24 protein-coding genes, 1 tRNA gene and 1 other annotated feature are annotated in these 24,943 nt (G+C 59.5%); of the genes, 5 read left to right on the top strand and 20 right to left on the bottom strand.

The window, feature by feature from the left end; all coding sequences use genetic code 11:
- A complete protein-coding gene (locus tag D3F01_RS09275) occupies positions 1-1,020 on the bottom strand; it encodes an alpha-hydroxy-acid oxidizing protein (protein ID WP_154276400.1) in 1,020 nt (339 codons plus the stop codon).
- A 265-nt stretch (positions 1,021-1,285) separates the two neighbouring features.
- Between D3F01_RS09275 and D3F01_RS09270 the strand changes: the two genes are divergently transcribed.
- The 3 genes from D3F01_RS09270 (at position 1,286) to D3F01_RS09260 (ending at position 3,146) form a co-directional block, all read left to right on the top strand.
- A tRNA-Ser gene (locus D3F01_RS09270) sits at positions 1,286-1,377 on the top strand.
- 134 nt (positions 1,378-1,511) lie between these two features.
- Positions 1,512-2,192: a gamma-glutamyl-gamma-aminobutyrate hydrolase family protein gene (locus tag D3F01_RS09265; protein ID WP_242888123.1), complete on the top strand. Its 681-nt coding sequence runs from the start codon at positions 1,512-1,514 to the stop codon at positions 2,190-2,192.
- 81 nt (positions 2,193-2,273) lie between these two features.
- Entirely contained in the window at positions 2,274-3,146 is an 873-nt protein-coding gene (locus tag D3F01_RS09260) for a hypothetical protein (protein WP_242888121.1), read from the top strand.
- Positions 3,147-3,196: 50 nt separating this feature from the next.
- Here D3F01_RS09260 and D3F01_RS09255 read toward each other — a convergent pair whose 3' ends face one another.
- The 5 genes from D3F01_RS09255 to D3F01_RS09235 all read right to left on the bottom strand — a co-directional run bounded on the left by D3F01_RS09255 (position 3,197) and on the right by D3F01_RS09235 (position 8,890).
- Complete coding sequence (locus D3F01_RS09255; protein WP_242888119.1) at positions 3,197-4,072, bottom strand: hypothetical protein; 876 nt, start codon at positions 4,070-4,072, stop codon at positions 3,197-3,199.
- Positions 4,073-4,378: 306 nt separating this feature from the next.
- A complete protein-coding gene (locus D3F01_RS09250) occupies positions 4,379-5,344 on the bottom strand; it encodes a calcium/sodium antiporter (protein WP_005933156.1) in 966 nt (321 codons plus the stop codon).
- A 75-nt stretch (positions 5,345-5,419) separates the two neighbouring features.
- Positions 5,420-6,718 (bottom strand): putative ABC transporter permease, encoded by a 1,299-nt coding sequence (locus D3F01_RS09245; protein ID WP_242888117.1) that lies wholly within the window; start codon positions 6,716-6,718, stop codon positions 5,420-5,422.
- Positions 6,719-6,788: 70 nt separating this feature from the next.
- On the bottom strand, positions 6,789-7,937 hold the full coding sequence (fucO, locus tag D3F01_RS09240; RefSeq protein WP_242888115.1) for a lactaldehyde reductase: 1,149 nt from the start codon (positions 7,935-7,937) through the stop codon (positions 6,789-6,791).
- A 293-nt stretch (positions 7,938-8,230) separates the two neighbouring features.
- The gene (locus D3F01_RS09235; protein WP_117505327.1) at positions 8,231-8,890 is read right to left on the bottom strand and encodes a GntR family transcriptional regulator; all 660 of its coding nucleotides are present in this window, start codon (positions 8,888-8,890) and stop codon (positions 8,231-8,233) included.
- A gap of 293 nt (positions 8,891-9,183) precedes the next feature.
- On the opposite strand from D3F01_RS09235, the gene D3F01_RS09230 reads away from it, so the two are divergent.
- On the top strand, positions 9,184-9,660 hold the full coding sequence (locus D3F01_RS09230; protein WP_156065546.1) for a transcriptional repressor: 477 nt from the start codon (positions 9,184-9,186) through the stop codon (positions 9,658-9,660).
- A gap of 13 nt (positions 9,661-9,673) precedes the next feature.
- Positions 9,674-9,936, top strand: a binding site (T-box leader).
- A 143-nt stretch (positions 9,937-10,079) separates the two neighbouring features.
- Positions 10,080-11,654, top strand: a complete 1,575-nt coding sequence (asnB, locus tag D3F01_RS09225; protein WP_005933147.1) for an asparagine synthase B — start codon at positions 10,080-10,082, stop codon at positions 11,652-11,654.
- Positions 11,655-11,711: 57 nt separating this feature from the next.
- On the opposite strand, the gene D3F01_RS09220 is transcribed toward asnB, so the two are convergent.
- From D3F01_RS09220 to rimP, 14 genes are all read right to left on the bottom strand, one after another.
- The gene (locus tag D3F01_RS09220; protein WP_242888113.1) at positions 11,712-12,581 is read right to left on the bottom strand and encodes an ABC transporter permease; all 870 of its coding nucleotides are present in this window, start codon (positions 12,579-12,581) and stop codon (positions 11,712-11,714) included.
- On the bottom strand, positions 12,575-13,303 hold the full coding sequence (locus D3F01_RS09215) for an ABC transporter ATP-binding protein (RefSeq protein ID WP_097770986.1): 729 nt from the start codon (positions 13,301-13,303) through the stop codon (positions 12,575-12,577). Before D3F01_RS09215 ends, D3F01_RS09220 begins: the two co-directional genes overlap by 7 nt.
- Positions 13,296-13,676 (bottom strand): GntR family transcriptional regulator, encoded by a 381-nt coding sequence (locus D3F01_RS09210; protein ID WP_005933142.1) that lies wholly within the window; start codon positions 13,674-13,676, stop codon positions 13,296-13,298. The genes D3F01_RS09215 and D3F01_RS09210 overlap by 8 nt, the downstream gene beginning before the upstream one ends.
- A gap of 153 nt (positions 13,677-13,829) precedes the next feature.
- Positions 13,830-15,974 carry a polyribonucleotide nucleotidyltransferase gene (locus D3F01_RS09205; RefSeq protein ID WP_005933140.1) on the bottom strand — a complete coding sequence of 715 codons (2,145 nt, stop codon included), beginning with the start codon at positions 15,972-15,974 and terminating at the stop codon, positions 13,830-13,832.
- A 209-nt stretch (positions 15,975-16,183) separates the two neighbouring features.
- A complete protein-coding gene (rpsO, locus tag D3F01_RS09200) occupies positions 16,184-16,438 on the bottom strand; it encodes a 30S ribosomal protein S15 (protein WP_005933138.1) in 255 nt (84 codons plus the stop codon).
- A 148-nt stretch (positions 16,439-16,586) separates the two neighbouring features.
- Positions 16,587-17,507, bottom strand: a complete 921-nt coding sequence (gene ribF, locus D3F01_RS09195) for a riboflavin biosynthesis protein RibF (RefSeq protein ID WP_242888111.1) — start codon at positions 17,505-17,507, stop codon at positions 16,587-16,589.
- A 6-nt stretch (positions 17,508-17,513) separates the two neighbouring features.
- Positions 17,514-18,398 (bottom strand): tRNA pseudouridine(55) synthase TruB, encoded by an 885-nt coding sequence (truB, locus tag D3F01_RS09190; RefSeq protein ID WP_347567998.1) that lies wholly within the window; start codon positions 18,396-18,398, stop codon positions 17,514-17,516.
- On the bottom strand, positions 18,398-19,387 hold the full coding sequence (locus tag D3F01_RS09185; RefSeq protein WP_097772524.1) for a bifunctional oligoribonuclease/PAP phosphatase NrnA: 990 nt from the start codon (positions 19,385-19,387) through the stop codon (positions 18,398-18,400). The genes truB and D3F01_RS09185 overlap by 1 nt, the downstream gene beginning before the upstream one ends.
- Positions 19,388-19,404: 17 nt before the next feature.
- On the bottom strand, positions 19,405-19,794 hold the full coding sequence (gene rbfA / locus D3F01_RS09180) for a 30S ribosome-binding factor RbfA (protein ID WP_097772525.1): 390 nt from the start codon (positions 19,792-19,794) through the stop codon (positions 19,405-19,407).
- 166 nt (positions 19,795-19,960) lie between these two features.
- Complete coding sequence (infB, locus tag D3F01_RS09175; RefSeq protein ID WP_242888096.1) at positions 19,961-22,438, bottom strand: translation initiation factor IF-2; 2,478 nt, start codon at positions 22,436-22,438, stop codon at positions 19,961-19,963.
- Positions 22,435-22,812 (bottom strand): hypothetical protein, encoded by a 378-nt coding sequence (locus D3F01_RS09170; RefSeq protein ID WP_005933129.1) that lies wholly within the window; start codon positions 22,810-22,812, stop codon positions 22,435-22,437. Before D3F01_RS09170 ends, infB begins: the two co-directional genes overlap by 4 nt.
- Positions 22,799-23,095, bottom strand: coding sequence for a YlxR family protein (locus D3F01_RS09165; protein WP_005933128.1), 297 nt, complete (start codon positions 23,093-23,095; stop codon positions 22,799-22,801). The genes D3F01_RS09170 and D3F01_RS09165 overlap by 14 nt, the downstream gene beginning before the upstream one ends.
- A 36-nt stretch (positions 23,096-23,131) precedes the next feature.
- Positions 23,132-24,247 (bottom strand): transcription termination factor NusA, encoded by a 1,116-nt coding sequence (nusA, locus tag D3F01_RS09160; RefSeq protein WP_097770979.1) that lies wholly within the window; start codon positions 24,245-24,247, stop codon positions 23,132-23,134.
- A 35-nt stretch (positions 24,248-24,282) separates the two neighbouring features.
- On the bottom strand, positions 24,283-24,774 hold the full coding sequence (gene rimP, locus D3F01_RS09155; protein WP_097770978.1) for a ribosome maturation factor RimP: 492 nt from the start codon (positions 24,772-24,774) through the stop codon (positions 24,283-24,285).
- Between the last annotated feature and the right edge of the window lie 169 nt (positions 24,775-24,943).

Raw genomic sequence — 24,943 nt, 5'->3', positions numbered from 1 at the left:
TCAGATCCTCACCATATCCCGGGTGATCTCGGCCAGAGAGTGTGCACCGCACATCTGCATGGTATCGGCCAGCTCGGCGGCGATCTTGTCGATGTAGCACTTCACGCCTTCCTCGCCGCCGCCATAGACTGCGGTGACAAAGGGGCGGCAGATGAGCACAGCGTCAGCGCCCAGAGCCAGCGCCTTGAACACATCCACGCCGGTGCGGATGCCGCCGTCCACCAGAATCTTCACGCCGCTGCCCTTGAGGGCCTCAGCGATCTCCGGCAGGACCTCGGCGGTGGCGGGGCACTGATCCAGCACACGACCGCCGTGGTTGGAGACCACGATGGCAGCAGCACCGGCCTCCTTGGCCTTGAGGGCACCCTTGACGGTCATCACACCCTTGACGATGAAGGGGCGCTCGGCCAGCTTGACGATCTCGGCCAGCTCGGCCACACTCTTGCTGCCGGCGGGCGGGGTCATATTCTTCAGGAAGGGCAGACCGGCGGCATCCACGTCCATGGCAACGGCAAAGCAGCCGCTGGCCTTGGCCTGCTCCATCTTGGCCTTGACCGTGTCAATGTTCCAGGGCTTGATGGTAGGCACGCCGCAGCCGCCTGCCGCGCCAATGGCCTTGGTGGCCATAGTCATCACGTCGGGGTTGGTGCCGTCACCCGTAAAGGCGGCAATGCCGTTTTCGGCACAGGCGCGCACCAGCACGTCATTGTAGGTCATATCGGTGTAGGTGTCGGAATAGTGGAGGTTCACCGCACCCACAGGGCCTGCAAAGAAGGGATACTTGAAGGTTTTGCCAAACAGCTCCACACCGGTGTCGGGGGTGCCGTTCTCGCACAGGGTGTCCATGTTCACCCGGATCTCCGCCCACTTATTATAATTGCGGATGGCCGTATCGCCCACGCCCTTGGCACCGGGGCCGGGGATCTGGTTTTTGCAGGCCACACCGTTGCACACGGGGCAGGCCTTGCAGTACTGCCCGATGCACTGGCGGGCATTGTTCAAAACATCAGCGTAATTCATATTGCATCCTCCTGTTCAGGTTCTCTTTTTCGAGCGGAACCTGCAAATTCCAACCGTTCTCTGTCCACATCATAGTCCGTTTTTATGGGTTCGTCAAGGGGATCATCGGGTTCTGCTTTTTCTAACGAAAAAATGTCCGGCGCAGAAACGTTGATTTTTAGATTTTTCAAATTTTTTCAAAAAAATCCTTGACAAAAGTCATCCTTTCAGGTATTATAGTGGAGCGCTGAGGGCCACGGCCCGAAACGCTGAAAACTGAAGATGTGGAAAGATGGCTGAGTTGGTCTAAGGCGCACGACTGGAAATCGTGTAACGTGTCAAAAGCGTTCTGGGGTTCGAATCCCCATCTTTCCGCCAGAAACCCCGGAACGAATGTTCCGGGGTTTTTCTGTTGTTCAAACCTCTCAGTCCCGCCTAGGAGAGGTGGCATCCCGAAGGGATGACGGAGAGGTTTTATCTATAGGGATCTTTAAGAGAGAAAGGGAAAGTCAATGTCTATTACGATTGCAATGCCGCGCATGGTGCCGAACCAGCTGTTGGCGGAGGCCCACGCAAAATATCCCGAAAGCCTTGCCCGGGCCGGGGCAGAGATGCGCTGGATCGAGCTGGACGACCCCGAAAAGGCCGTGCAGGATGCGCTGGCCTGTGACGGCCTGCTGCTGCCGGGCGGCGGCGACATCGACCCCAAATTCTACGGGCAGGAGCGCATCCCCGCCTGCGGTGAACCCAACGTTCTGCGGGATACCGCCGAGCCGCTGCTGCTGCGCTCCTTCCTTGCCGCCGACAAGCCGGTGCTGGCCATCTGCCGGGGCATCCAGCTGATGAACGTTGCGCTGGGCGGCGATCTGTATCAGGACATCAAGCCCTTTGAGCACGTCCCCCACAACGACCATTGGGGCAAGATCCACACCGTCACCGTGCGGCGGGACACCCTGCTCTCCCGCATTCTGGGGCAGGATACCGTACTGGTCAACAGCCAGCACCATCAGGCGGTGGACAAGGTCGCCCCCGGCCTTGTGCTGTCGGCCCTGAGCGAGGACGGCATCGTGGAGGGCATTGAGAAGCCGGACGCGAAGTTCTGCCTGGGCGTGCAGTGGCACCCTGAGTGGCTCAGCGCTGCCGACCCCGCCATGCAGGGGATCTTTGATGCCTTTGTGGCGGCCTGCAAATAAATTATGAAAGAATCAGAGCCATCTTGAACGATTTTTAAGCTCTGGATCGTATTCCTTATAAAGAGAACAGGAGGTTCTGCCATGAAATCTTCCAAAAAGCGTTCCCGCGCCGTGGTCACGGTGGTGGCCTGCATTCTGGCGGTGTGTCTGGTGGCTGTGCTGGTTCTTTTCAGTCTGGTCAACAGCAAAGTCCGTGCCTTACAAAAGGGTGCGACCTTTGAACTCAGCTATAACATCACCGCACAGGACAGTGCCAGTACCCCGGCCCTGTACAATATTCTGAAGCAGGTGGGTGCAACCTCCGGCGATGTGGCCGGGCTGTATTCGCCGGGGCAGCTGCAATTGTACCTGTACCCCTCCGGCGGGCTTGCCCGCGCCGAGACCGGCGGCACCGATTTTTTCACCGACCTCTATATTGATGCCAACGACACCTACTTCGATGCCGGGCGGCTCTACCGCACCCTGCGGGATTCCATCGCGGACAGCGCGCCGCTGGTGGGTGCGTTCCTGCCGGAGTGGTCTCTGCCCAACTACATCACGCAGGCCCAGCTGGCAAAGATCCTCGGCGTGCCCAACACGCAGGTAGCCATGCAGGAGATGTCCGGCTATACCATGACTCTCAGCCGCCAGTGCGTCATCCACCCCGATTATGCCAAAAAGGGCTACATCTACTATCAGTTCCCGTCTGAGGGGGAGGATGCGGCTGTCCTTGTGGTGGGCCTGCCGCTGAAGTCCCTGCTCTTCGATGACACCATCCCCGTGGATGTCCATGTGGAGATCCCCGCCCACGGTGTCAACGCAGCCCTGAGCGGCACACTGAAAGCCGGTGTCAACAGCCTTTCGGCTCCCGTCAGTGTCATTTCGGACAGCGACATCGATTCCATCGTCCAGCTCCGGGAACGTCTGGAGCAGTTTGCCGATCTCATCAACACAGCGTTAAAGCGTGTGCAGTAACAAAAAAAGCAGAGCCGTGCAGCGTTTGAACTGCACGGCTCTTATCTATTTCAGCGCTTATGCTCAATGTGTTCCTGGATCCATTTGCCGCCATCGCCGCTGCCCACCGCACTGTTATAGACAATGCCGGTCAGCTCACTGGTCAGGTCGGACTTCATCTTTTTGTACTCCTGCTCGGCCTGATCCGCAACGCTCTGGTCGCGGCCATTCTCCCGCAGGTACTGGCGCAGCTCTTTCAGGATAGCGTTGAACTCCTTGTCACACTCGCCCTGAACACCGGTCAGCTTGGCGGTTTTGGACACCACGATGGAGACCTTCATCCCCAGATTGCGCTCCTCCACCGGGTGGGAGATATACTCATCGTAGGCTTCGTAGATCACGCCGTAGAGCTTGGATTCCGTCTGCTTCTTCAGGTTCTGCAGCTGTCGGATATAGCTGTCGATCCTGGCATCCACCTCATTCTCCGAAGCAGCGGAGCTGCTGGAGGCATGGCTGCTGCCGGGGGCCTGACTGCTGGCCGCATGGCTGCCGGAAGCCGCAGAGGACGCGGGCACCGAGTGTGCAGCGCTGGAGCTGGACACTGCAGAGCTCACACTGTCCGCCTTGCCTGCGCTGGCGGCAGAGGAGGCCTCACTGGACGAAGCTGTCTCCGAAGAGGAAATGCCAAGCTCCTCTTCCAGCTGTTCCAGGAAGGACGAAACCGGGGATTCTTCCTTCACCTCACTGCTGACGGCGCTCTCGCTGGAGGCGGCGGCGCTGGAGGGCCCCTCAGCTTCCCCGCCGGGCAGAGCGGAGGACGGCACAGAGCTGGCCTGCGCCTCGGACACAGGGGTGCTTTTCCGCATCCCTGTCAGGATCAAAGCAGCTGCCACGGCCACCACAAGAACGATGGCCGCAGCCAGCTGATAAAGCTTCTTTTTCTGCATCTGGTACAAAATTCTCCCCCTTCAGATTTCGTTCCCGGCCTTCTGCCGCGCAGGAACAAATCTATCATATCATCCCCGGGGGAGAATTTCAATGGATAAATCGTGAAAAATGTCGCCTAACTGCCTTTTTATGACCGGATTTCGTCCCATTTCACAGCCGGCTGGAGACTCGGTCAGCCCCTGCTGCGGGGACAGAAAAAAGGCATCCCCGCACTTCACAGAACGAGGATGCCTTTTTCAAAACGGTTTTCTGCCCCAAAGCGCCCGTTCCGGCGTGGAGCCGGGCCGGGTCTCCGGCGCAGAGACTTACATTGCAAACTGGACGGCGCAGAAGGCTGCATAGATGCAGAGCAGCAGCACGCCCTGCCAGCGGGAGAGCCTGCCCTTGAGCAGAGCGGGCACAGTCAGGAGGAGCATGACCGCGAACATCACGGGCAGATCCATGACCAGAGAGGAATTGATGCCCATGATGGTGGAGTTCTGCGGGATGCTGAAGGGCGACACCGTGATGGACATGCCGCTGACCAGCACCAGATTGAACACGTTGGCACCGATAACATTGCCCAGCGAGAGGGAGCCGTGGCCCTTTGCCAGCGAGGTGATCGCCGTGACCAGCTCGGGCAGAGAAGTGCCCAGCGCCACAAAGGTCAGGGCAATGACGGATTCCGGCACGCCCAGCGCCTGCGCGATCAGGGTACCGTTGTCCACCAGCAGGTTTGCGCCCACAGCGATCAGGGCCGCGCCGAGGATGAGCAGGCCGATTTCCTTGGCAAAGGACATCTCCTTTTCCGGCTCGTCCTCATCTTCTTCCGGGGCGGGGGCGTTTTTCATAGCCAGCACATTGCAGACCATGTAGGCCACGAACATTGCCAGCAGCACAATGCCGATGGGGCGGCTGAAGTAGCCGGTGGTGTAGGCCACGCCCGCATACAGGGCCGCTGCCACAAAGAAGAACAGCACCGGCACCCGCAGGCTCTTGGGGTCCACCTTGCCCGGGCGGACCGCAATGGTGATGGCCGCGATCAGGGCCGCGTTGCAGATGACCGAGCCAATGGCGTTGCCATAGGCGATCTCGCCGTGGCCGGTCATGGCCGAGGTGGTGGAGACCATGACCTCAGGCAGGGTGGTGCCGATGGACACCACCGTGGCACCGATGAGCAGCTCCGGCACCTTGAAGCGGCGGGCGATGCCGGTTGCACCGTCCACGAACCAGTCGCCGCCCTTGATGAGGCAGAGCAGGCCCACGATAAACAATAATACAGGGATCAGCATATAAAATCTCTCCTTTTTAATCCAAAAAGTATTATACCTGTTTTCCCTGCAAAACGCAAGCAAAATCGTGCATTTTTACCCAGCCTTCTCCACCTTTTTGGCGTTGGGGTAGATGCGCTCCATCCGGGCATTGTCAAAATGCTCATCCAGCAGCACATCCACCGCATTGGCCGGAGCCGCGCCGCTGGTGCGGGCATCGTAGCGGGCCAGCGCCAACGCACTGGTCACAAGGTTCACGGCCATGAACACGGCCAGCAGAGCGGTCATCCAGGGGCGGATCCTGCGCTTGACCGCCTTCATCCCCTTTGCCACCAGTGGGTAGCCATAGCGGATCCAGGTCACGGCCGCAATGCCCCAGAAGAAGCAGTACAGCAGGTTGATGCGCCCGCCCAGATTGAACTTGAAGCCGCTGTAATCCCAGAACACAGTGCCAAACAGCAGCTCTGTCACAGCGCTGCACACATACTCATACGCACCGCCCAGAATCACACCGAACCAGAAGATGCGGCTCTCGCTCTTCTGTTCGCCGCCCCGCAGCAGGATGGAGGCCAGCACAAGCGCCAGTCCCCACACCACGCTGAACGGGCCCCAGACCAGGCTGGAACGGCTCATCCAGACCCCGGCGGTGATGCGGCAGAAGATGGTCTCCACCACATCTCCGAGGAAGGCCCCGATGACAAAGAGCCAGAGCAGGTCGGCAAGGGAGAGCTGCTTTTCGGCACTGGTGGTGGGCTCCGGACGGGCCGCAGCGGGGTATGCCCGCTGGATCCGCTTTTCCACGCTGGCGGTAATTTTCTGCCGCAGCCTCTCCGAGCCCCTGCCCAGCTCCCGATTCAGCTGCTCAAGCCGTGGGTGGCGGTTCGCATACCGGCTGACCACCACCATGGCAGAGATCTGGTCAAGGACGGCCAGCGCCATGCCGCCCCACACCACAGCGTGGAACAGCAGCGGCGGCAGGTGGGCGCAGAGCCGGAACAGCAGGTCGTTGCCCCAGCGGACTGCCGCCATGCCCAGCAGACCCCACAGCAGGGAGTATTGCAGGCAGACATAGCCGTCCAGATTGAACTTTTTATCGGAGTAGTCCCACCAGCGGCGGTGGTGGATCCGTTCCAGCAGCTTGGCGGTCAGCCACTCCACCACCGTGGCATAGATCATGCTGCCGAAGAACAGTGCCGCCAGGCTGGTGCGCTGGTCGTTCAGGCCGATGGTGATGAGCACCCCTGCCGTGCCGTACACAAAGCAGAAGGGGCCGGAGGCCACGCCGCGGTTGGTGAACCGGCGGCCCTTTGCGGTTGCAACAACGGTCTCGCCTACCCAGCCTAAAAAAGAATATACCAGATAAATTACACAAAGAGTATAGAAATTCAGGTTCATAGCGCTCCTTTCCCGGAACAAAAAGGGGCCGGGAAGCGGCGTTCCCGACCCTCTTTGTTCAGTTTACGAATTACAGCTGGCTCTTATACAGTGCCTCGATCTCCTCCACGCTGGTATCGCGGGGGTTGCCGGGGCAGCAGGCATCTGCAAAAGCAGACTCAGCCAGGAAGTGGATATCCTCTTCCTTCAGGATGCCCTGCAGGTTTGCGGGGATGCCCACATCCGCGCTCAGCTGCTTGACAGCAGCGATGGTGGCATCGGCGGCATCGGCATCGTTCATCTCGTCGATGCCCTTCACGCCCATGGCCTTGCCGACCGCGCGGTAGCGCTCCCCGGCAACGGTCTTGTTGTACTCCAGACCCACCGGCAGCAGGATGGCGCAGGCCACGCCGTGGGGGGTATCATACAGAGCGGACAGGCCGTGTGCCATGGAGTGGACGATGCCCAGACCCACATTGGAGAAGCCCATACCGGCGATGTACTGGCCAAGAGCCATGCCCTCGCGGCCCTCCGGGGTGTTCTGCACGGCACCGCGCAGGTTCTCGCTGATGAGCTTGATGGCCTCCAGATGGAACATATCGGAGATGGTGCAGTGGCCCTTGGTGATATAGCCCTCGATGGCGTGGGTCAGAGCATCCATACCGGTAGCGGCGGTCAAGCCCTTGGGCATGGAGGACATCATATCGGGATCGACCACAGCGATCTCGGGGATATCGTTGGTGTCCACGCAGACGAACTTGCGCTTCTTCTCCACATCGGTGATGACGTAGTTGATGGTGACCTCGGCCGCAGTACCGGCGGTGGTGGGCACGGCAATGGTGAACACAGCGTGCTTCTTGGTGGGAGCCACGCCTTCCAGAGAGCGCACATCCGCGAACTCGGGGTTGTTGATGATGATGCCGATAGCCTTTGCGGTATCCATGGAGGAGCCGCCGCCGATGGTCACGATGCAGTCTGCCTCAGCAGCCTTGAAGGCTGCCACGCCGTCCTGCACATTGGCGATGGTGGGGTTGGGCTTGATCTCGCTGTAAACAGCATAGGCGAAGTTTGCAGCATCCAGCAGGTCGGTAACTTTCTTGGTCACGCCAAACTTGATCAGGTCGGGGTCAGAGCAGACAAAAGCCTTCTTGTAGCCGCGGGCGGTCAGCTCGGGAACGATGTTCTCAATGGCACCGTGGCCATGGTAGGAAATGGTGTTCAGAACAATGCGGTCAGCCATAATTATTTTCCTCCAAAATCATTCTGCCCGCCTGCCAGCGGGCTCTCTCTGTTATTAAGGATACCACATTGTTAAACAATATTCAATGCACTTTTCTTGTGATTTCTATGAATTTTTTACACTTTCCAGCAAAAGAAAACGCTGTACCACTCCCTCAGTCTCGCATTCGCTCGACAACTCCCTCCAGGAGGGAGCCTTAACGCGGCGGCCAACGCAAAAGCCTCCCTCTGAGAGGGAGGTGGCATCGCATCAGCGATGCCGAAAGGAGTGATACAGCGTTTTTACCGTTTCATTTACCACAGCCGGATGACCTTGATGACTCCCTCGGCCTTATCGCGGGCCAGCTCAAGGTGATGCTGCAGCGCATCGGCGGCGGTGTTCCAGTTGTCGCTCAGGGCGGCATTCAGAATTTCCAGATGCTCCTCACAGGTCTGATCCTGATTGATCATGCTCACCTTGCCGGTCATAATGCGGAAACGGGTGTTCAGGCCGGTGATGCGGTCATAGCCAGAGCGCAGGTATTTGTTGGGCAGAGTGCTCATCAGCAGCTCGTGGAAATCATCGTCGGATTTGCAGAAGTCGTCGATCCGCTCGGGGTGATGCATCAGCTCGGTGTAGGCCTCCAGCTGCTCCCGGGGGATCAGGTTGCCGTAGGTGCGCAGGGCGTAAGGCTCCACCAGCAGGCGCATCTCAAACATGCTGTGCACGTCCTCTTCGGTAATGCCGGAGACCATCAGCCCCTTTTTGGGCAGGATGGTGATCAGCCCCTCCTGCTCCAGGCGGCCCAGCGCGTCACGCATGGGGGTGCGGCTGATGTTGCCCATCTCGGCACAGAGCTTCTGCTCGTTCAGAAATTCGTTGGGGCGGTACTCACAGTTCAGAATCTTGGTTTTCAGGTACTGGTAAGCCTGCAGCTTCAGGCTGGGCTTTGACTGGGAATCCATCTCTTTCATTGTTCTATCTCCTAGTTCGCAAGCAGGACCATTCAGGCAGCAATCAGTCGCCCGCCGGACAGCTTGTATCCCTTAAATAATCCAAATAATCATTGACATTATTATCACATATCTGGACAATGTTTACAAGACTTTTTTGAAAACTTTGGGAGCTTTTCCGTTTTGAACAGATGTCATGCATTATTTTGCTATAAATTGAACAGTTTTTTTGTGCTTGTCGCCAGTGTTTCGCTCTTGTTTTGCATCGAAGGATAAATTGTGGTACACTTGACCCAGAAAGGAAGGCTGATACCATGGCAGGTCGCGGGGGGTACAACACCAAAACCCGGCAATTGATCCTGGATTATCTCATCAACAACCGCCAGCACGCGGTCAGTGCATCCAACATTCTGGAACATCTGGAGGCAGAGGGGGCCAGCCCCAATCCCACCACGGTGTACCGGTATCTGGACAAGCTGGCAGGCGAGCAGCGCATTATGAAATATGTGGCCGATAAGGGCGAAAAGGCCGTGTTCCAGTATGTGGACGAAGGCCGCCACTGCCGCGAGCACCTGCACCTGAAGTGCGTGCAGTGCGGGCGCATCTATCACCTGGACTGCCACTTTATGGATGAGGTGCGTGCCCATCTGATGGCGGAGCACGGCTTCACCCTGCAGTGCGAGGGCAGCGTTTTGTACGGATTGTGCCGCAGCTGCGCACAAAAGCCCTCTCAACCGGGGCAGACCGCACAAAAATGCGAACACTGTGTTGACACGGACAAAGAGCCGTGATACAATGCAGGCAGGAAAAGCGTTGATCGGGAAAAGTAAGTGCTCAAGGTTCTTTTGCAGCGAGTGCGGGCCGGTGGAAGCCGCACAGAGAATGAGCCCCGAACGAACCCCCGTGAGCTTCCCCCTGAACCTGCTTCGGGCAGTTAGTAGGGGCCGACGGCAGCCGCTCGTTATCGCGGCAGTGCTTTCAACGGGGAGAGTACACAAAAGTGACTGGTGTGTTCGCGCACCGGTAATTTAGGTGGCACCACGGATACGGCAGCATTCGTCCTAGCAATGGGATGAAGGCTGCCGTATTTTTTTATTTGCAAAAACCTCTCCGTCACCGGGAAACCTGCCTCTCCTATCAGGAGAGGCGGCAATGCGAAGCATTGACGGAGAGGTTTAGAGAGAGAGGGGTAAGAAATATGTGTTGTGTTATGGGTTACACGGGACACGACCTGAGTGCCGCCAAATTCAAGGAGTATCTGCTGCGCACCGTGATGCGCGGGCCGGACGACCAGCGTGTGGTGGAAGGGCCTTTTGGTCTGATGGGCTTTGGCCGCCTTGCCATCATGGGCCTGACCCCGGAGGGGATGCAGCCCTTCTACCGCGGTGCCGACTGCGTGGTCTGCAACGGTGAGCTCTACGGCTTCCGCTTTGAGAAGGAGATCCTGAAGCGCCGGGGCTACAAGTTTGCCTCCGACTGCGACTGCGAGATTCTGCTGCCGCTGTATTACGAGTACGGTCTGGATATGTTCCGTCACATGGACTCCGAGTTCGCGCTTATTCTGTATGATTCCCGCAAGGATCGGCTGATCGCAGCCCGCGACCCCATCGGCATCCGCCCGCTGTTCTACGGCTATTCCAAGTCCAGCCACCAGATCGCCTTTGCCTCCGAGATGCAGAACCTGATCGGCTGGTGCGACGACATCCGCCCCTTCCCCATCGGCAGCTACTACTGCGATGGCCGCTTTGTCCGCTACGAGGACATTGCCGACGTGCCCGCCCCCATGGAGGATGACATGGAGACCACCCTGCGGAACATCCGTGAAAAGCTGATCGCAGGCGTGGAAAAGCGTCTGGATGCCGATGCCCCTGTGGGCTTCCTGCTCTCGGGCGGTCTGGATTCCTCGCTGGTCTGCTCCATTGCAGCCAAGAAGCTGGGCAAGCCCATCCGCACCTTTGCCATCGGCATGGACACCGATGCCATCGACCTGAAATATGCCCGCCAGACCGCCGATTATCTGGGCAGCGAACACCATGAGATCATCATCAACCGGGACATGGTCATCCAGAGCCTGGAGGAGGTCATCCGGCTGCTGGGCACCTGGGATATCACCACCATCCGCGCCAGCATGGGCATGTACCTGCTCTGCAAGGCCATCCACGAGCAGACCGATGTGCGCGTGCTGCTGACCGGCGAGATCTCCGATGAGCTGTTCGGCTACAAGTACACCGACTACGCCCCCACCGCCGATGCCTTCCAGCAGGAGAGCCAGAAGCGCATCCGGGAGCTGTACATGTACGATGTTCTCCGGGCCGACCGCTGCATCTCCGCCAACAGCATCGAGGCCCGCGTGCCCTTTGGCGATCTGGATTTTGTGCGCTACGTCATGGCCATTGACCCCGAAAAGAAGCTGAACAGCTACGGCAAGGGCAAGTACCTGCTGCGCAAGGCCTTTGAGGGCGACTGGCTGCCCCCGGAGATCCTCTGGCGCGAAAAAGCCGCCTTCTCCGATGCCGTGGGCCACAGCATGGTGGACGACATCAAGGAGTATGCCGAGAGCCTGTACACTGATGAGGAGTTCCAGCTCCGCCGGGCAAACTACTCGGCCCACTGTATGCCCTTTACCAAGGAGAGCCTGTTCTACCGTGAGATCTTCGAGAAATACTACCACGACCAGAGCCGCACCATCGTGGGCTTCTGGATGCCGAACAAGGCATGGCCCGGCTGCAACGTCAACGACCCCTCTGCCCGTGTGCTGGCAAACTACGGCGCTTCCGGCGTGTAATCCTTTTTCCAGACAGCAAAAGACGGTGTGTCCGCTCCGGGCACACCGCCTTTTTGTTTACTCCAGATTCAGTTTATTTTTCATCAGCCACCGGGTCAGGAAGAAGTATGCCGCCGCAAGGGCTGCAGTCACGGCAAAGCAGAACAGATAGCCAACGTCTGTTCCAAGTGCCGCCGTCAGCCAGCGCATCGGGGTCACTCCATAGCTCACACCGGTCACGTTCACATCCACGACCCGGTACGTGACATCCACGATCATACTCACATCATTCGTGCCCAGCAGCTTATCGAGCTGGGTCTCCACGATGTTCAGGCCGATAAACGCGAGGATCCCGGCCACCATCACATGCTTGGGGAATTGATGGGCGATCATACAGGCAGCGTAAACGCAGAGGATGAGGCTTGCCAGCCGGGCCAGATTGATGAGGATGGTCCAGAACGTCACCAGCCAGAACTTCGCGCCCAGTTCCCCATACAGCATCCCCCACAGCTGCTTCCAGCTGTTCCAGTCCACCATGCCGAAGGTCTCCGAGTCAATCACACCGATGCTGACCATCACCGTGATGCAGACGATGCCCACAAGGCCGCTGCACAGCACCCAGACCATGCTGGTGAGGAGCTTGGAGAGGATGAGCTGGTTCTCATTGACCGGCAGCGTGTGCATCAGGTAGCCTTCCCGGCCCAGCAGGTTCTGATAAAAGCGCTGGATGGTGTTCACGAAGCAGAGCACCGCGATGGCAAGGATGACCGAGACATACACGATCATCAGAATCACTTCGAGATTCTGGAAGCTTGTGCTGTGAGCCAGCGCGTGTTCCTGCCGGAAGGTCACGCCCAGCACCACGCTCAACAGCGCCAGCGCCAGATACAGCCCGAAATACCGGCGTTTCGTGGCCTTGAACTCATATTTCAGCAATTGTTTCAGCATTTGAATACCTCCCGGAAATATGCATCGACGCTCTTGCCCTCGGTCTCGCGGATATCATCCACAGCGCGGTGAGCAAAGATTCGGCCGTCCTTCAGGAACACGGCCTCGTCCAGCACCGGCTCAATGTCCTCGATGAGGTGGGTAGAAATGACAACGGTCGCGTCCTTGCTGTAGTTGGAAATGATGGTGTTCAGGATGTAGTCCCGGGCCGCAGGGTCCACGCCGCCGATGGGCTCATCCAGCAGGTAGAGACGGGCGTTGCGGCTCATGGCCAGCACCAGCTGAACCTTCTCCTTGTTGCCCTTGGAAAGGGTCTTGAGCCGGGCATTGGGGGCGATGTTCAGCCGGGCCAGCATCTCATTGGCCTTGTCGGCGTCAAAGCCGATGTAAGCCTTGGCCTGACTGGGCGTGCCGTAAAAATCCCGGAACATCTCCACCAGCTCCTCCACCCGCATCCAGTCGGGCAGCCAGTCGGCGTCCGGCAGGTAGGAGACCAGCTCCTTGGTCTCCGGGCCGGGGGCCATGCCCGCGATCCGGATGCGGCCTTCCGTGGGCTGCAGCAGACCATTGGCCAGCTTGAGCAGGGTGGTCTTGCCGCTGCCGTTGGGGCCCAGCAGCCCTACGATGCGGCCAAAATCCAGCTCCAGATCGATACCGTCCAGCGCGGTCTTTTCCTTTCCGTATACTTTTGTCAATTTTTCACAGGTCAGCACCTTACTCATGGGGTTCTACCTCCTCTGTATCCCAGTGCTCCAACAGGGCTGCCGCCTTTTCCGGCGTGTAGCCGATGCTGCGCATCTTCTCCAGAAAATCTGCCGCGATGTCATGGGCGGCGGCAGCCCGCAGTTGTTCGATCAAATTCGTATCCTCCGTGACGTAGCGTCCGCTGGTGCGCTCGGTGCGCACAAGGCCCTCACTTTCCAGCTGGGCCAGAGCCCTCTGCATCGTGTTGGGGTTGACCCCGGCAGCTGCGGCCAGATCCCGCACCGAATCCAGATGGCCCCCCGGCGGGTAGGTGCCCGCCAGAATTCTGGCTTTGAGCCGTTCCACCAGCTGGGCATAGATCGGGCGGCTGGCATCAAACTGTTCACTCATTCTGCTTTGCCCTCCTTATGTGTTGCTGTATTAAGCAGCTAATACAATAATACACATTTTTGCATTTCTGTCAAGAGGAAACCCAAAAGTTTTTTCGGACAGCAAAAAGGGACCCCGCAGCCAACCGGCTGTGGGGTCCCTCTGATTTATGGATTACTGCTGCTCCTGCGCGGCGCGCTTGGCTTCCAGCGCCAGAATGGCATCGCGGCGGCTCAGGTTGATGCGGCCCTGCTGGTCGATGTCCGTGACCTTGACCACGATGGCATCGCCCACGGCGACCACATCCTCCACGCGCTCCACACGCTTGGTGTCCAGCTTGGAGATATGCACCAGACCTTCCTTGCCCGGTGCGATCTCCACAAAGGCACCAAAGTTCATCAGGCGGGTCACCTTGCCCTTGTAGATGGCACCGATCTCGGGGTCCTCCACAATGGTCTTAATGGTGAAGATGGCGCGCTTTGCGTCCTCCTGATCCACGGCGGAGACGAACACATGGCCGTCCTCCTGCACATCGATCTTACAGTTGCAGGTGGCGCAGATGTCCTGGATGACCTTGCCGCCCTTACCGATCACGTCCTTGATCTTGTCGGTGGGGATCATCATGCTGAACATCTTGGGAGCCCAGCGGCTCAGCTCCTCACGGGGCTGTGCGATCACAGGCTTGATGATCTCGTCCAGGATGTACAGGCGGCCCTTGCGGCACTTCTCAAAGGCCTCGGCAATGATATCGTAAGTCAGGCCGTCGATCTTGATGTCCATCTGGATGGCAGTGATGCCCTTGCGGGTGCCGCCCACCTTGAAGTCCATATCGCCGTGGAAATCCTCCACGCCCTGAATATCCAGCATGGTCATCCAGCGGTCACCCTCAGTGATCAGGCCGCAGGAGATACCGGCAACAGGTGCCTTGATGGGCACACCGGCATCCATCAGGGCCAGAGTGGAACCGCAGATGGAAGCCTGAGAGGTGGAGCCGTTGGAGCTCAGGACCTCAGAGACACAGCGGATGGTGTAGGGGAACTCCTCCAGAGAGGGCAGCACGGGAACCAGAGCGCGCTCTGCCAGTGCGCCGTGGCCGATCTCGCGGCGGCCGGGGCTGCGGGGTGCGCGGGCCTCGCCGACAGAATACGGCGGGAAGTTATAGTGATGGATGTAACGCTTGGTCTGCTCGTCGGTCAGATCGTCCATCAGCTGGTTGTCCTTGGTGCCGCCCAGGGTGCAGGTGGTCAGCACCTGGGTCTGGCCGCGGGTGAACATACCGGAGCCGTGGACCCGGGGCAGGATGCCCACTTCGGCAGCCAGCGGGCGGATCTCGTTGATGCCGCGGCCATCCACGCGCTTGCCCTCATCCAGCAGCCAGCGGCGGACAACGTACTTCTGCATCTTGTAGCTGACAAGGTCGAGATCTGCGTCAGACAGGTCGGGGTACTCCTCGGCGATCTTGTCCATGATGGGCAGCAGGGCAGCATCCCGCACATTCTTGTCGTCGGTATCCATGGCGGCCTTGAAGTCGTCCAGATACTTGTTCTGGATGGCGTGGAACACGTCCATATCCAGACCCACCACCTGGAAATCGATCTTCGGCTTGCCGCGCTCTGCAACGATGCCGTTGATGAAGGTGATGATCTTCTTGATCTCAACGTGGGCAGCCTTGATGGCATTGAGCATGGTGTCCTCGTCCACCTCGTTGGCACCGGCCTCGATCATCACGATCTTGTCCATGGTGGCGGCAACGGTCAGGGCCAGGTCGCTCACCTTGCGCTGCTCCTGGGTGGGGTTCAGGACGATCTCGCCGTCCACCAGGCCCACCTGAACACCGCCGATGGGGCCGTTCCAGGGGATCTCAGACACAGCGGTGACCAGAGACGCACCGATCATGCCGGCGATCTCAGGGCTGCAATCGGGGTCCAGGCTCATCACGGTCATGGTGATGCAGACATCGTTGCGCATCTCCTTGGGGAACAGCGGGCGCATGGGGCGGTCCACCACGCGGCTGGTCAGGATGGCGCGCTCACCGGGGCGGCCCTCACGGCGCATAAAGCTGCCGGGGATGCGGCCTGCGGCGTAGAGCTTTTCCTCATACTCCACGTTCAGGGGGAAGAAATCCACACCTTCGCGGGGCTTGGGGCTCATCACAACGTTGCACAGCACGCAGGTCTCGCCGTAGCGGATCAGGGCGCTTGCGTTGGACAGGCCGCACATCTTGCCCATCTCGACCTTGAACGGACGGCCAGCCAGCGTGGTCTCGTAGACCTTGAAGTTTTCAAAGGTCTCTTTGCGGGAACCAAATTCAATTGCCATTTGGTTTTGCCTCCTTTGTCCTTTTGCGGTTTATCTTCTTATCTTCCAAAAGGCAGCGGCCAGCGCATCATAGCAATAAAGCCAACGCCCGTGCTTTTTTACAGCACAGGCGCTCGATTTACTGCTGCAACGCGCAGCAGCGGCCTGTTGTTCCTCAAAAAAGAGCAAAGGGCAGGCACCACAATGCGGTACCTGCCCTCTGTTTTCTATTACTTACGCAGACCCAGGGTTGCGATCAGAGCACGGTAACGCTCGATGTCCTTCTTCTGGAGGTAGGCCAGCAGATTGCGGCGGCGGCCAACCATCTTCATCAGACCACGGCGGCTGTGGTGATCGTTAGGGTTCTTCTTCAGGTGCTCGTTCAGCTCGTTGATGTGAGCGGTCAGCAGAGCGACCTGAACCTCGGGGGAGCCAGTGTCCTTCTCGGTCAGAGCGACTTTGGCCATAACTTCCTGCTTGTTCATAGTAACAGTACCTCTTTATTAAAATTTTATTTGCCGTCGGCACAGAATGCGGGAAAACGGTACTCCCAAATGGGCATACTCCCAGCCCCGTGCCGCGGTAACATGGCTAGTATAACAGAAATCCGTGCAAAAAGCAAGAAAAATTTTACTATGCTTTTGCAAAATAGGCCTTGGCGCGCCGGGCTGCATGGTCGATGCAGGCCTTCAGCTCGTCCAGGGTATCAAACTTTTTGCTGGGACTCAGGTAGGCGTAGAACTCCACCACCGGGTCGGTGCCATAGAGGTCGCCGGAAAAATCCGGGATAAAGGTCTCGCAGGTCACCTTGGTCTCGTCCGAATTGACGGTGGGCCGGGTCCCCAGGCCGGTGGCCGAGGGATACCAGGTATCACCGATCCGGGTGCGGGTGATATAGATGCCGTAGCGGGGCATCTGGAAGCCCGTCGGATAGATCTGATTGATGGTGGGCACGCCCAGCGTGCGGCCCAGACCCGCCCCGTGCTGCACCGCGAAACGGATGGCATAGGGCATCCCCAGCATGGCGTTGGCGGCAGGCACATCGCCGCCCTCCAATGCCGTGCGGATGCGGGTGGAGGACACCGGCTTTTCCTCAAACTGTGCCATGGGCACCACCACGACCTCCACCCCCAGCGGGGCGCAGAGCTCCTTCAGCAGCTCGGGGGTCCCGGCGGCCTTGGCACCAAAGGTAAAGTTTTCGCCGCAGAACAACGCCTTGGCGTGGCAGTCCTGCACGATGCCGTACACGAACTGCTCCGGGGTCATGGCGCGGATCTCCTCAAACTCGGGGCAGAGGTAATACTCCACACCCAGGCTTGCGATCAGGGCATGCTTATCCTCGGTGGAGAGCAGACGGCGGCCCTTCATTTTGCTGTCAGCGGGCAGCTTGAAGGTGAACACCGCCGGGGCAGCGCCGTGGGCCTTTGCCCACTCCACTGCTCCCTCAATGACGGCACGGTGGCCGATGTGGATACCATCGAAGTAGCCCATGGCAACAGCAGTGCCGCCCTCATGTTCCAGCGCCAGCGGCGACAGAGATGAAACGATTTGCATTGGTCGTCAGTTCCTTTCCACGAACAGCTTTTCCACCTTGAGCACACCGTTCACCACATTGGCAAGACCCAGAAACTGCCCTCCGGCGTTCCGCACGCGGTAGCGGCCGTCGGCAGCGGGATAGCGGCTGGTGGGGCACCCGTTGTAGAGGTGCTGCTCCACCCGCTCGTCCGCCACCAGCAGCGGCAGGCTGGCGAACACGCTTTCCACCGGCAGCATCAGAGCCTGCAAGGCCTCCGGCCCCGCGTCCTTTGCCGCCTGGAGCTCTTCCAGCGTGTGGGCATCGGCTTCGGAATACACCCCGGCGGCCACGCGGCGCAGGGCGCTCATGGTGCCCTTCTGGCCCATGGCTTCGGCGATCTCCTCCAGCAGCACCCGGATATAGGTGCCTTTGGAGCACTTTACGGTCAGGGCATACTCGTTTTCTGCAGGGCTGCCCTCGTACCGGATGTCCAGGATCTCGATCGGCCGGGCCTTGCGCTCCACCGTCTTGCCCTCACGGGCCAGCTTATAGAGCGGCTGGCCGTTGATCTTGACCGCCGAGTACATGGGCGGGGTCTGCATCCGGGGGCCGAGGAACTGCGGCAGAACGGCCAGCAGCTCCTGCTCCCCTGCCGTTACCGGGGCGGTCTCCAGCACAGTGCCGGTCACATCCCCGGTATCGGTGCGCTGGCCCAGCCTGAGGACAGCGCGGTAGGCCTTGGTGTGGTCGAGCTGCAGATCAACTGCCTTGCTGGCCCCGCCGCAGAACACCGGCAGAACACCGGTGGCCATGGGGTCCAGCGTACCGCTGTGGCCCAGTTTCCGGGTGCCCAGAATGCCCCGCAGCTTGGCAATGACATCAAAGCTGGTCCAATCGGCAGGCTTATCAACAATGAGGATTCCCTGCATCATGCTTCCTCCTGCGGTGCATCAAGAACAGCTTCCACCTCAGAGAGGATCGCGCTCTTGGCGTTGTCAAGGTTGCCCAGCAGCTCACAGCCCGCCGCACGGGTGTGGCCGCCGCCGCCCAGACGGCGGGCAATGGCACAGGCATCCACACCCTTGGCGGTGCGCACGCTGATGCGATAGCTGCCGCCGGGCTGCTGGCGCAGGGTCAGGCCGACCTTCACGCCCTCAATGCTGATGGGCAGGCTGGTCAGCTCTTCCAGATCCGCAGGGTCTACCCTGCTCTGCTCGATCTCATCCCGGGTCAGGTAGATGAGGGCGCAGCGGCCATCCAGATGATATTCCAGATGGTTGCGGGCGATCCGCTCGGCTTCCATCCGCTCCCGGGACTTGGTGTCAAACAGCAGGGTGTTCAGCTCCTCCACATGGGCACCGGCCTCCATCAGCTTGGCAGCAGTGATGTGGGTGCTGGCCTTGGTGGAAGAGAACTTGAAGCAGCCGGTATCCGTGGACAGGCCGGTATACAGGCAATCGGCAATGTGGGGGGTGATCTCCACATGCATGGCACAGATCACCTCATACAGCAGCTCTGCCGCAGCGGCGGCGCTGCCGTCCAGCAGCGTGAACTCGGCGTAGCCGCTGTTGCCTGCATGGTGGTCGATGCACAGGTCCACATGGCGCGTGTACTGGGGAACGCCGTTGCCCTCGCCAAACAGCTGGACGCTGGCAACATCCACAGCCACCACGATCTGCGGCTCAAATTCGCCCTTGAACAGGCGGGGGTTGGTAAATGCGTACCGGCCGGGGATGGGGTCGGCGCAGAGCACGGCTGCGTGTTTTTCCAGTGCAAGCAGCGCATAGTAGAGCGCGCTGCCGCAGCCGACCGTATCACCATCCGGGTTTTTGTGGCACAGAATCAAGATGTTATCCGCAGCAAGCAGCTTTTCTGCCATCTGCTGTACATTCAGCTGTTCTGTCATCCCATGTTCCATCCTTTCCGCAAGGCTGATTATTCCTCGGTCTCTTCCGGCTGGCTGGTTTCCTCAGCGTCACCGTTCACGTTCAGCGTGCGGAGCAGCTCATTGATGTGGGCTGCGTAGGCGGCACCGTCATCCTCCACAAAGATGAAGCGCGGAGCCTTACGGATGTGCATCTTCTTGCTGACCTCGGTGCGCACATGGCCTGCGGCACGGTTCAGTGCCTCGATGGCGGGCTTGGGGCCGTCCTCGCGGCCCATCACGCTCACATAGACCTTTGCAACATCCAGGTCAGGTGTCACATCCAGACGGGTGACGGTCAGCAGACCGCCCTCCAGGCGGGGGTCCTTCAGCCGTCCGATGATGGCAATGACCTCACGCTTCATATCCTGGGCAAGACGACCCATATTTTTCTGAGACATAGCTTCTCCTCTAAAACAAAACCCCTCAGTCTCGCTTGCGCTCGACAGCTCCCCTAATGGGGGTGCCTTTGGCATAAAGATGAGGCTTCACCCGGCTGCCAAGGCCTCCCCTACTAGGGGAGGCCTTGGCATTGCGAAGCAATGACGGAGAGGTTTAATCCGTTCCTTAGTCCCGATATTCTTCCATCTTGAAGGCCTCGTAAACGTCGCCTTCCTTGACATCGGCAAACTTTGCCAGCGTAACGCCGCACTCGTAGCCCTCGGCCACTTCCTTGGCATCATCCTTGAAGCGCTTCAGAGATGCGATCTCGTCCTCCGTGATGACGATGCCGTCACGGACAACGCGCACCTTGCTGTCGCGGGTGATCTTGCCGCTGGTCACGCGGCAGCCTGCAACGGTGCCCACATTGCTGATCTTGTAGACCTGACGGACCTGCAGCTCGCCCAGAGCCACCTCGCGGAACTTGGGAGCCAGCATACCCTTCATAGCGTCGGTGACATCGTTGATGGCATCGTAGATGACACGGTACATCCGCATCTCGACCTTGGTGGCAGCGGCTTCTTCCTTGGCCACGTTGTCGGGGCGGACATTGAAGCCGATGATGATGGCGTTGGAGGCATCGGCCAGGTCAACGTCGGACTTGCTGATGGCACCGACACCGGCGTGGATGACGCGGACGCGCACCTCATCATTGGAGATCTTCTCCAGGCTCTGCTTGACGGCCTCGGCGGAGCCCTGCACATCAGCCTTGACGACAATGGCCAGCTCCTTCATATCGTTCTGTGCCATCTGGCTGAACAGGTTATCCAGAGTGACCTTCTGGAAGGAGGAGAACTGCTTCTCCTTGGCAGCGGCAATGCGCTGCTCTGCCAGCTCACGGGCCAGACGCTCGTCAGCAACGGCCTCGAACAGGTCGCCTGCCTCGGGCACAGCGGTCAGGCCGGTAATCTCCACGGGGGTGGAGGGGCCTGCATCGTTCAGCAGCATGCCCTTGTCGCTGCGCATGGTACGCACACGGCCCACAGCGGTACCGGCAATGATGACATCACCGGCATGCAGGGTGCCGTTCTGCACCAGAATGGTGGCGATGGGGCCCTGGCCCTTGTCCAGACGGGCCTCAACAACAGCACCCTTGGCGCGGCGGTTGGGGTTGGCCTTGAGCTCCATGACCTCGGCCTCCAGCGCGATCCGCTCCAGCAGGTCGCTGATGCCCATGCCGGTCAGTGCGGAAACGGGGATGCAGGCAACGTCGCCGCCCCAGTCCTCGGTGATGATGCCGTACTTGGTCAGGCCTTCCATCACGCGCTCGGGGTTTGCAGTGGGCTTATCCATCTTGTTCATGGCCACGATGATCTTGACATTGGCAGCCTTGGCGTGGTTGATGGACTCCACGGTCTGGGGCATGATGCCGTCATCGGCGGCAACGACCAGAACAGCGATATCGGTCATGTTGGCACCGCGGGCACGCATGGAGGTGAATGCCTCGTGGCCCGGCGTATCCAGGAAGGTGATCAGGCTGTCGTTGATCTTGACCTGATATGCACCAATGGCCTGGGTGATGCCGCCAGCCTCGCCTGCGGTGACATTGGTCTTGCGGATGGCATCCAGGATACTGGTCTTGCCGTGGTCAACGTGGCCCATGACACAGACAACGGGAGGACGCTCCACCAGATCCTCGGCGGAATCCTCCTCCTGGGTGAACAGGCGCTCCTCGATGGTCACATGCACCTCGTGCTCGACCTTTGCGTGGAACTCCTCAGCCAGCAGGGATGCGGTATCGAAATCGATCACATCGTTGATGGCGTGCATCTCGCCCATCTGCATGAACTTGGCAATGACCTTGCCGGCCTGCTGCTTCAGGCGGGCAGCCAGCTCACCGACGGTGATCTCATCGGGGATCATCACCTTCAGCTGTGCGTTGCGGGCCTTTTCCAGCTGGATGCGCTGCAGGCGCTCGAACTCGGTCTCGCGCTTGCCCTTCTGGAACTGCTGGCGCTGGCGCTGGCCGCGCTGGGTGAACTTCTGCTTGTTGCCCTGCGGGGTGGGCTTACGGCGGTTCTCGGTGTTCTTGGTGGAAGCCAGATCGTCATAGCGGGCATCAAAGCGGTCCACGTTCACATCCACGGTGCGGGTATCGACCGTCACCTGGCTGTCCTCGCGGCGGACAGAGACGGACTGAGCCGGGGCAGCAGAGGCTTTGGCACCGGTCTCGCGGGCCAGCTCGCTCAGAGAGACAGTCTTCTCCTCGCGCTTCTTGTGCTGCTCGTTCTTCTTCTCGCCGTGCTTATTGTTGTTATTGTTTGCCTTGGGCTGCTCTGCCTTTGCGGCAGGGGCAGCGGACTTTGCCTCGGGCTTCTTCTCAGCAGCCTTGGGCTCTGCCTTTTTCTCCGCAGGCTTCTCGGCCTTTTTCTCAGCCTTCTTTTCAGGCTGGGCAGGCTGCTTTGCGCTGTTCAGATACTCGTCCAGGCTGGCAACGCTGTTGTCCTTGCTGAATTTCTCCAGCAGATAGTTCAGCTCGTTCTCTTCCAGGGTAGAGCTGTTCTTCTTGCCGGTGCTGCCCATGGCAGCCAGCTCATCCAGGACCTTCTTTGCAGAAACATTCAGGTCCTTTGCAAAATCGCTCACTTTATATTTTACGGTCATTCGCTCATATCCTCCTCATTTTTGATTGCCCCGCAGTCCGAAAGACGGTCAAAGCAGAGCTTTGCGAGGTTGCGGTCAGTCACCGCGTAAACAGCCACAGGCTTGCGGCTGATATCGGCCAGGCGGTCCTGGGTCAGCGGCATGGAGATCACGTCCACCAGGTCGCCCACAGCGTAGTTCAGGCGCTGCACGGTCTTGGCGCTGGCATCGGACGCGACCATTACCAGCCACGCCTTGCTCTTGACGCAGGCATCTTCCACGGCATCAAAGCCCATGGTCAGCGCGCCTGCCTTGCGGCAGAGGCTCAGCGCCTGAAACAGCGCTTCTTCCGGGGCCATTTTGGGCTTTTCGGGGGTATTGTTATGCTTCGCCATTCGGCTGAGCCTCCTTTTCCACGTCGGCCAGCTGTGCGGCCAGCGCATCGTAAACCTCGGCGGGAACCGGCTGCTCAAAGCAGCGCTCCAGCGCCTTTTTCTTTTTGGCCTTTGCCAGACAGGCCGGGTCCGGGCAGAGGTAAGCGCCGCGGCCCGGCTTCTTGCCCACGGGGTCGATGCTGATCTCGCCGCTGGGGGCGCGCACCACCCGCACCAGTTCCTTTTTGGGGCGGCTGGTCATGCAGCCGATGCACTGGCGGGCAGGGATCTTTTTTTGTGCCATCCGGTTTCCCTCCTTCAGGTGCGGTCACAGCCGCTCTTACTCAGCGTCCTCGGTCTTGGGCTCGGCAGCCTTGGGCTCCTCGTCCTCGCCGTAGTAGCCGCTCTCGGGGCGGATGTCGATGTTGTAGCCGGTCAGGCGGGCGCACAGGCGGGCGTTCTGACCCTTGTTGCCAATGGCCAGGCTCAGCTGCTGGTCGGGCACGGTGACGCGGCAGGAACGAGTCTCGCCGGGCAGCAGCTCGACCTTGAGCACCTTGGCGGGGCTCAGGGCAGCGGAGATGAACTCGGAGACATCCTCGCTCCACTTGACGATATCGATCTTCTCACCGCCCAGCTTCTCGACCACAGCGGCCACACGGTCGCCGTGGGGGCCGATGCAGGCAGAAACAGGATTGACGTTGGCATCCTTGCTCCAGACAGCCATCTTGGTGCGGGCACCGGCCTCGCGGCTGATGGCCTTGACCTCAACGGTGCCGTCATAGATCTCGGGCACTTCCAGCTCGAACAGGCGCTTGACCAGGCCCGGGTGGGTGCGGCTGATCATCACGCGGGCACCGCGCTCGCCGCTGACCACGTCCACAACGTAGACCTGCAGGGTCTGGCCCTCGGTGTAGGTCTCGCCGGGCACCTGCTCGTTGCGGGGCAGGATGGCCTCGCCGCCCTTGCCCAGGTCCAGGGCCACAATGCCCTTCTCGTTGTCCACACGGGTAACGGTGGCCTGGATGATATCATGGGCGCGGGACTGGATCTCGCTCAGCTGCTGGCTGCGCTCGGCTTCCCGGATGCCCTGACGGATGACATGCTTTGCGGTCTGGGCGGCAATGCGGCCGAAGTCCTTGGTCTTGAGGGGGGTCACAACGCGGTCGCCGACCTCATAGCTCTTGCGGATCTTCTGGGCCTCGGTGATGCCGATCTCGGCGTGCTCATCGTACCAGTCCTCATCGGCGACAACGTTCTGCACCAGAGCGACGTTGAACTTGCCGCTGTCGGGGTCGATCTCCACCAGAACGTTGTCGTCCTCGACCTCATAGTTCTTCTTGACAGCGATCACGATGGCAGCCTTGATCTTCTCGATCAGGTACTCTGCGGTGATGCCGCGCTCATGCTCCAACATGGAGAGAGCTTCAAAAAATTCATTGTTCGCTGCAGCCATTTTTCGGGTTCCTCCTAAATATCATTCTTTCTCTTTTAATCAAACAGGTCCTCGTCGTCACACAGGCGCACCGTGCTGACGGCGGAAAGCTCAAACTGCATGGGGCCGGCCGGGCCTTCGAGCGTGATGGTATTGCCTTCGCGGGAAGTCAGGAGGCCGGAAAACTCCTTAACACCGTTCTCGTTGGCCCGGTACAGCCTGACGCTGATCTTCTGGCCCCGAACGGCTTCGTAGTGCTCCGGGCGGGTCAGCTTGCGGCCCAGGCCGGGGCTGCCGACTTCCAGATAATAGCTCTGTTCAATGGGGTCTGCCTCATCCAGGATGGGGTCCAGCGCATGGGAGACATCGGCACAGGTGTCGGTGTCCATGGTGGTGCCGTCCGTTTTGTCGATGAGGACACGGAGATACCAGTCCGGCCCTTCCTTTTCAAAGACCACGTCCCACAGGCGCAGGCCCATGCCCTCCACAGTGGGGCGGACAAGCGCTTCGACTCTCTGGGCGGTATTTCCGCCAGACTGCTTCGCCATAAAAACCTCCAAACAAACAAGAAACGCGGACCTTGCGGCCCACGTTTCAGTAAAAGTTATATCGTACTATTAGAATATAGCATACTTCCGGTAATTATGCAAGGGGTTTCGTGAAATTTTGCCTTATCCTTTGCCGTACCACAGCACTTCAAGAATCAAAACCTTCTCA

The organism is Faecalibacterium sp. BCRC 81149 (assembly GCF_022750605.1).
Classification (GTDB): Bacteria; Bacillota; Clostridia; order Oscillospirales; family Ruminococcaceae; genus Faecalibacterium; species Faecalibacterium duncaniae.
Note: the sequence above shows the minus strand (reverse complement) of the source record. Positions and strands in the feature narration are given on the sequence as shown.

Excerpts from the sequence above, each read along its gene's own strand:
- D3F01_RS09275 (WP_154276400.1), bottom strand. The coding sequence starts at position 1,020 with ATGAATTACGCTGATGTTTTGAACAATGCCCGCCAGTGCATCGGGCAG.
- D3F01_RS09265 (WP_242888123.1), top strand. The coding sequence starts at position 1,512 with ATGTCTATTACGATTGCAATGCCGCGCATGGTGCCGAACCAGCTGTTG.
- D3F01_RS09260 (WP_242888121.1), top strand. The coding sequence starts at position 2,274 with ATGAAATCTTCCAAAAAGCGTTCCCGCGCCGTGGTCACGGTGGTGGCC.
- D3F01_RS09255 (WP_242888119.1), bottom strand. The coding sequence starts at position 4,072 with ATGCAGAAAAAGAAGCTTTATCAGCTGGCTGCGGCCATCGTTCTTGTG.
- D3F01_RS09250 (WP_005933156.1), bottom strand. The coding sequence starts at position 5,344 with ATGCTGATCCCTGTATTATTGTTTATCGTGGGCCTGCTCTGCCTCATC.
- D3F01_RS09245 (WP_242888117.1), bottom strand. The coding sequence starts at position 6,718 with ATGAACCTGAATTTCTATACTCTTTGTGTAATTTATCTGGTATATTCT.
- fucO (WP_242888115.1), bottom strand. The coding sequence starts at position 7,937 with ATGGCTGACCGCATTGTTCTGAACACCATTTCCTACCATGGCCACGGT.
- D3F01_RS09235 (WP_117505327.1), bottom strand. The coding sequence starts at position 8,890 with ATGAAAGAGATGGATTCCCAGTCAAAGCCCAGCCTGAAGCTGCAGGCT.
- D3F01_RS09230 (WP_156065546.1), top strand. The coding sequence starts at position 9,184 with ATGGCAGGTCGCGGGGGGTACAACACCAAAACCCGGCAATTGATCCTG.
- asnB (WP_005933147.1), top strand. The coding sequence starts at position 10,080 with ATGGGTTACACGGGACACGACCTGAGTGCCGCCAAATTCAAGGAGTAT.
- D3F01_RS09220 (WP_242888113.1), bottom strand. The coding sequence starts at position 12,581 with ATGCTGAAACAATTGCTGAAATATGAGTTCAAGGCCACGAAACGCCGG.
- D3F01_RS09215 (WP_097770986.1), bottom strand. The coding sequence starts at position 13,303 with ATGAGTAAGGTGCTGACCTGTGAAAAATTGACAAAAGTATACGGAAAG.
- D3F01_RS09210 (WP_005933142.1), bottom strand. The coding sequence starts at position 13,676 with ATGAGTGAACAGTTTGATGCCAGCCGCCCGATCTATGCCCAGCTGGTG.
- D3F01_RS09205 (WP_005933140.1), bottom strand. The coding sequence starts at position 15,974 with ATGGCAATTGAATTTGGTTCCCGCAAAGAGACCTTTGAAAACTTCAAG.
- rpsO (WP_005933138.1), bottom strand. The coding sequence starts at position 16,438 with ATGAACAAGCAGGAAGTTATGGCCAAAGTCGCTCTGACCGAGAAGGAC.
- ribF (WP_242888111.1), bottom strand. The coding sequence starts at position 17,507 with ATGCAAATCGTTTCATCTCTGTCGCCGCTGGCGCTGGAACATGAGGGC.
- truB (WP_347567998.1), bottom strand. The coding sequence starts at position 18,398 with ATGCAGGGAATCCTCATTGTTGATAAGCCTGCCGATTGGACCAGCTTT.
- D3F01_RS09185 (WP_097772524.1), bottom strand. The coding sequence starts at position 19,387 with ATGGAACATGGGATGACAGAACAGCTGAATGTACAGCAGATGGCAGAA.
- rbfA (WP_097772525.1), bottom strand. The coding sequence starts at position 19,794 with ATGTCTCAGAAAAATATGGGTCGTCTTGCCCAGGATATGAAGCGTGAG.
- infB (WP_242888096.1), bottom strand. The coding sequence starts at position 22,438 with ATGACCGTAAAATATAAAGTGAGCGATTTTGCAAAGGACCTGAATGTT.
- D3F01_RS09170 (WP_005933129.1), bottom strand. The coding sequence starts at position 22,812 with ATGGCGAAGCATAACAATACCCCCGAAAAGCCCAAAATGGCCCCGGAA.
- D3F01_RS09165 (WP_005933128.1), bottom strand. The coding sequence starts at position 23,095 with ATGGCACAAAAAAAGATCCCTGCCCGCCAGTGCATCGGCTGCATGACC.
- nusA (WP_097770979.1), bottom strand. The coding sequence starts at position 24,247 with ATGGCTGCAGCGAACAATGAATTTTTTGAAGCTCTCTCCATGTTGGAG.
- rimP (WP_097770978.1), bottom strand. The coding sequence starts at position 24,774 with ATGGCGAAGCAGTCTGGCGGAAATACCGCCCAGAGAGTCGAAGCGCTT.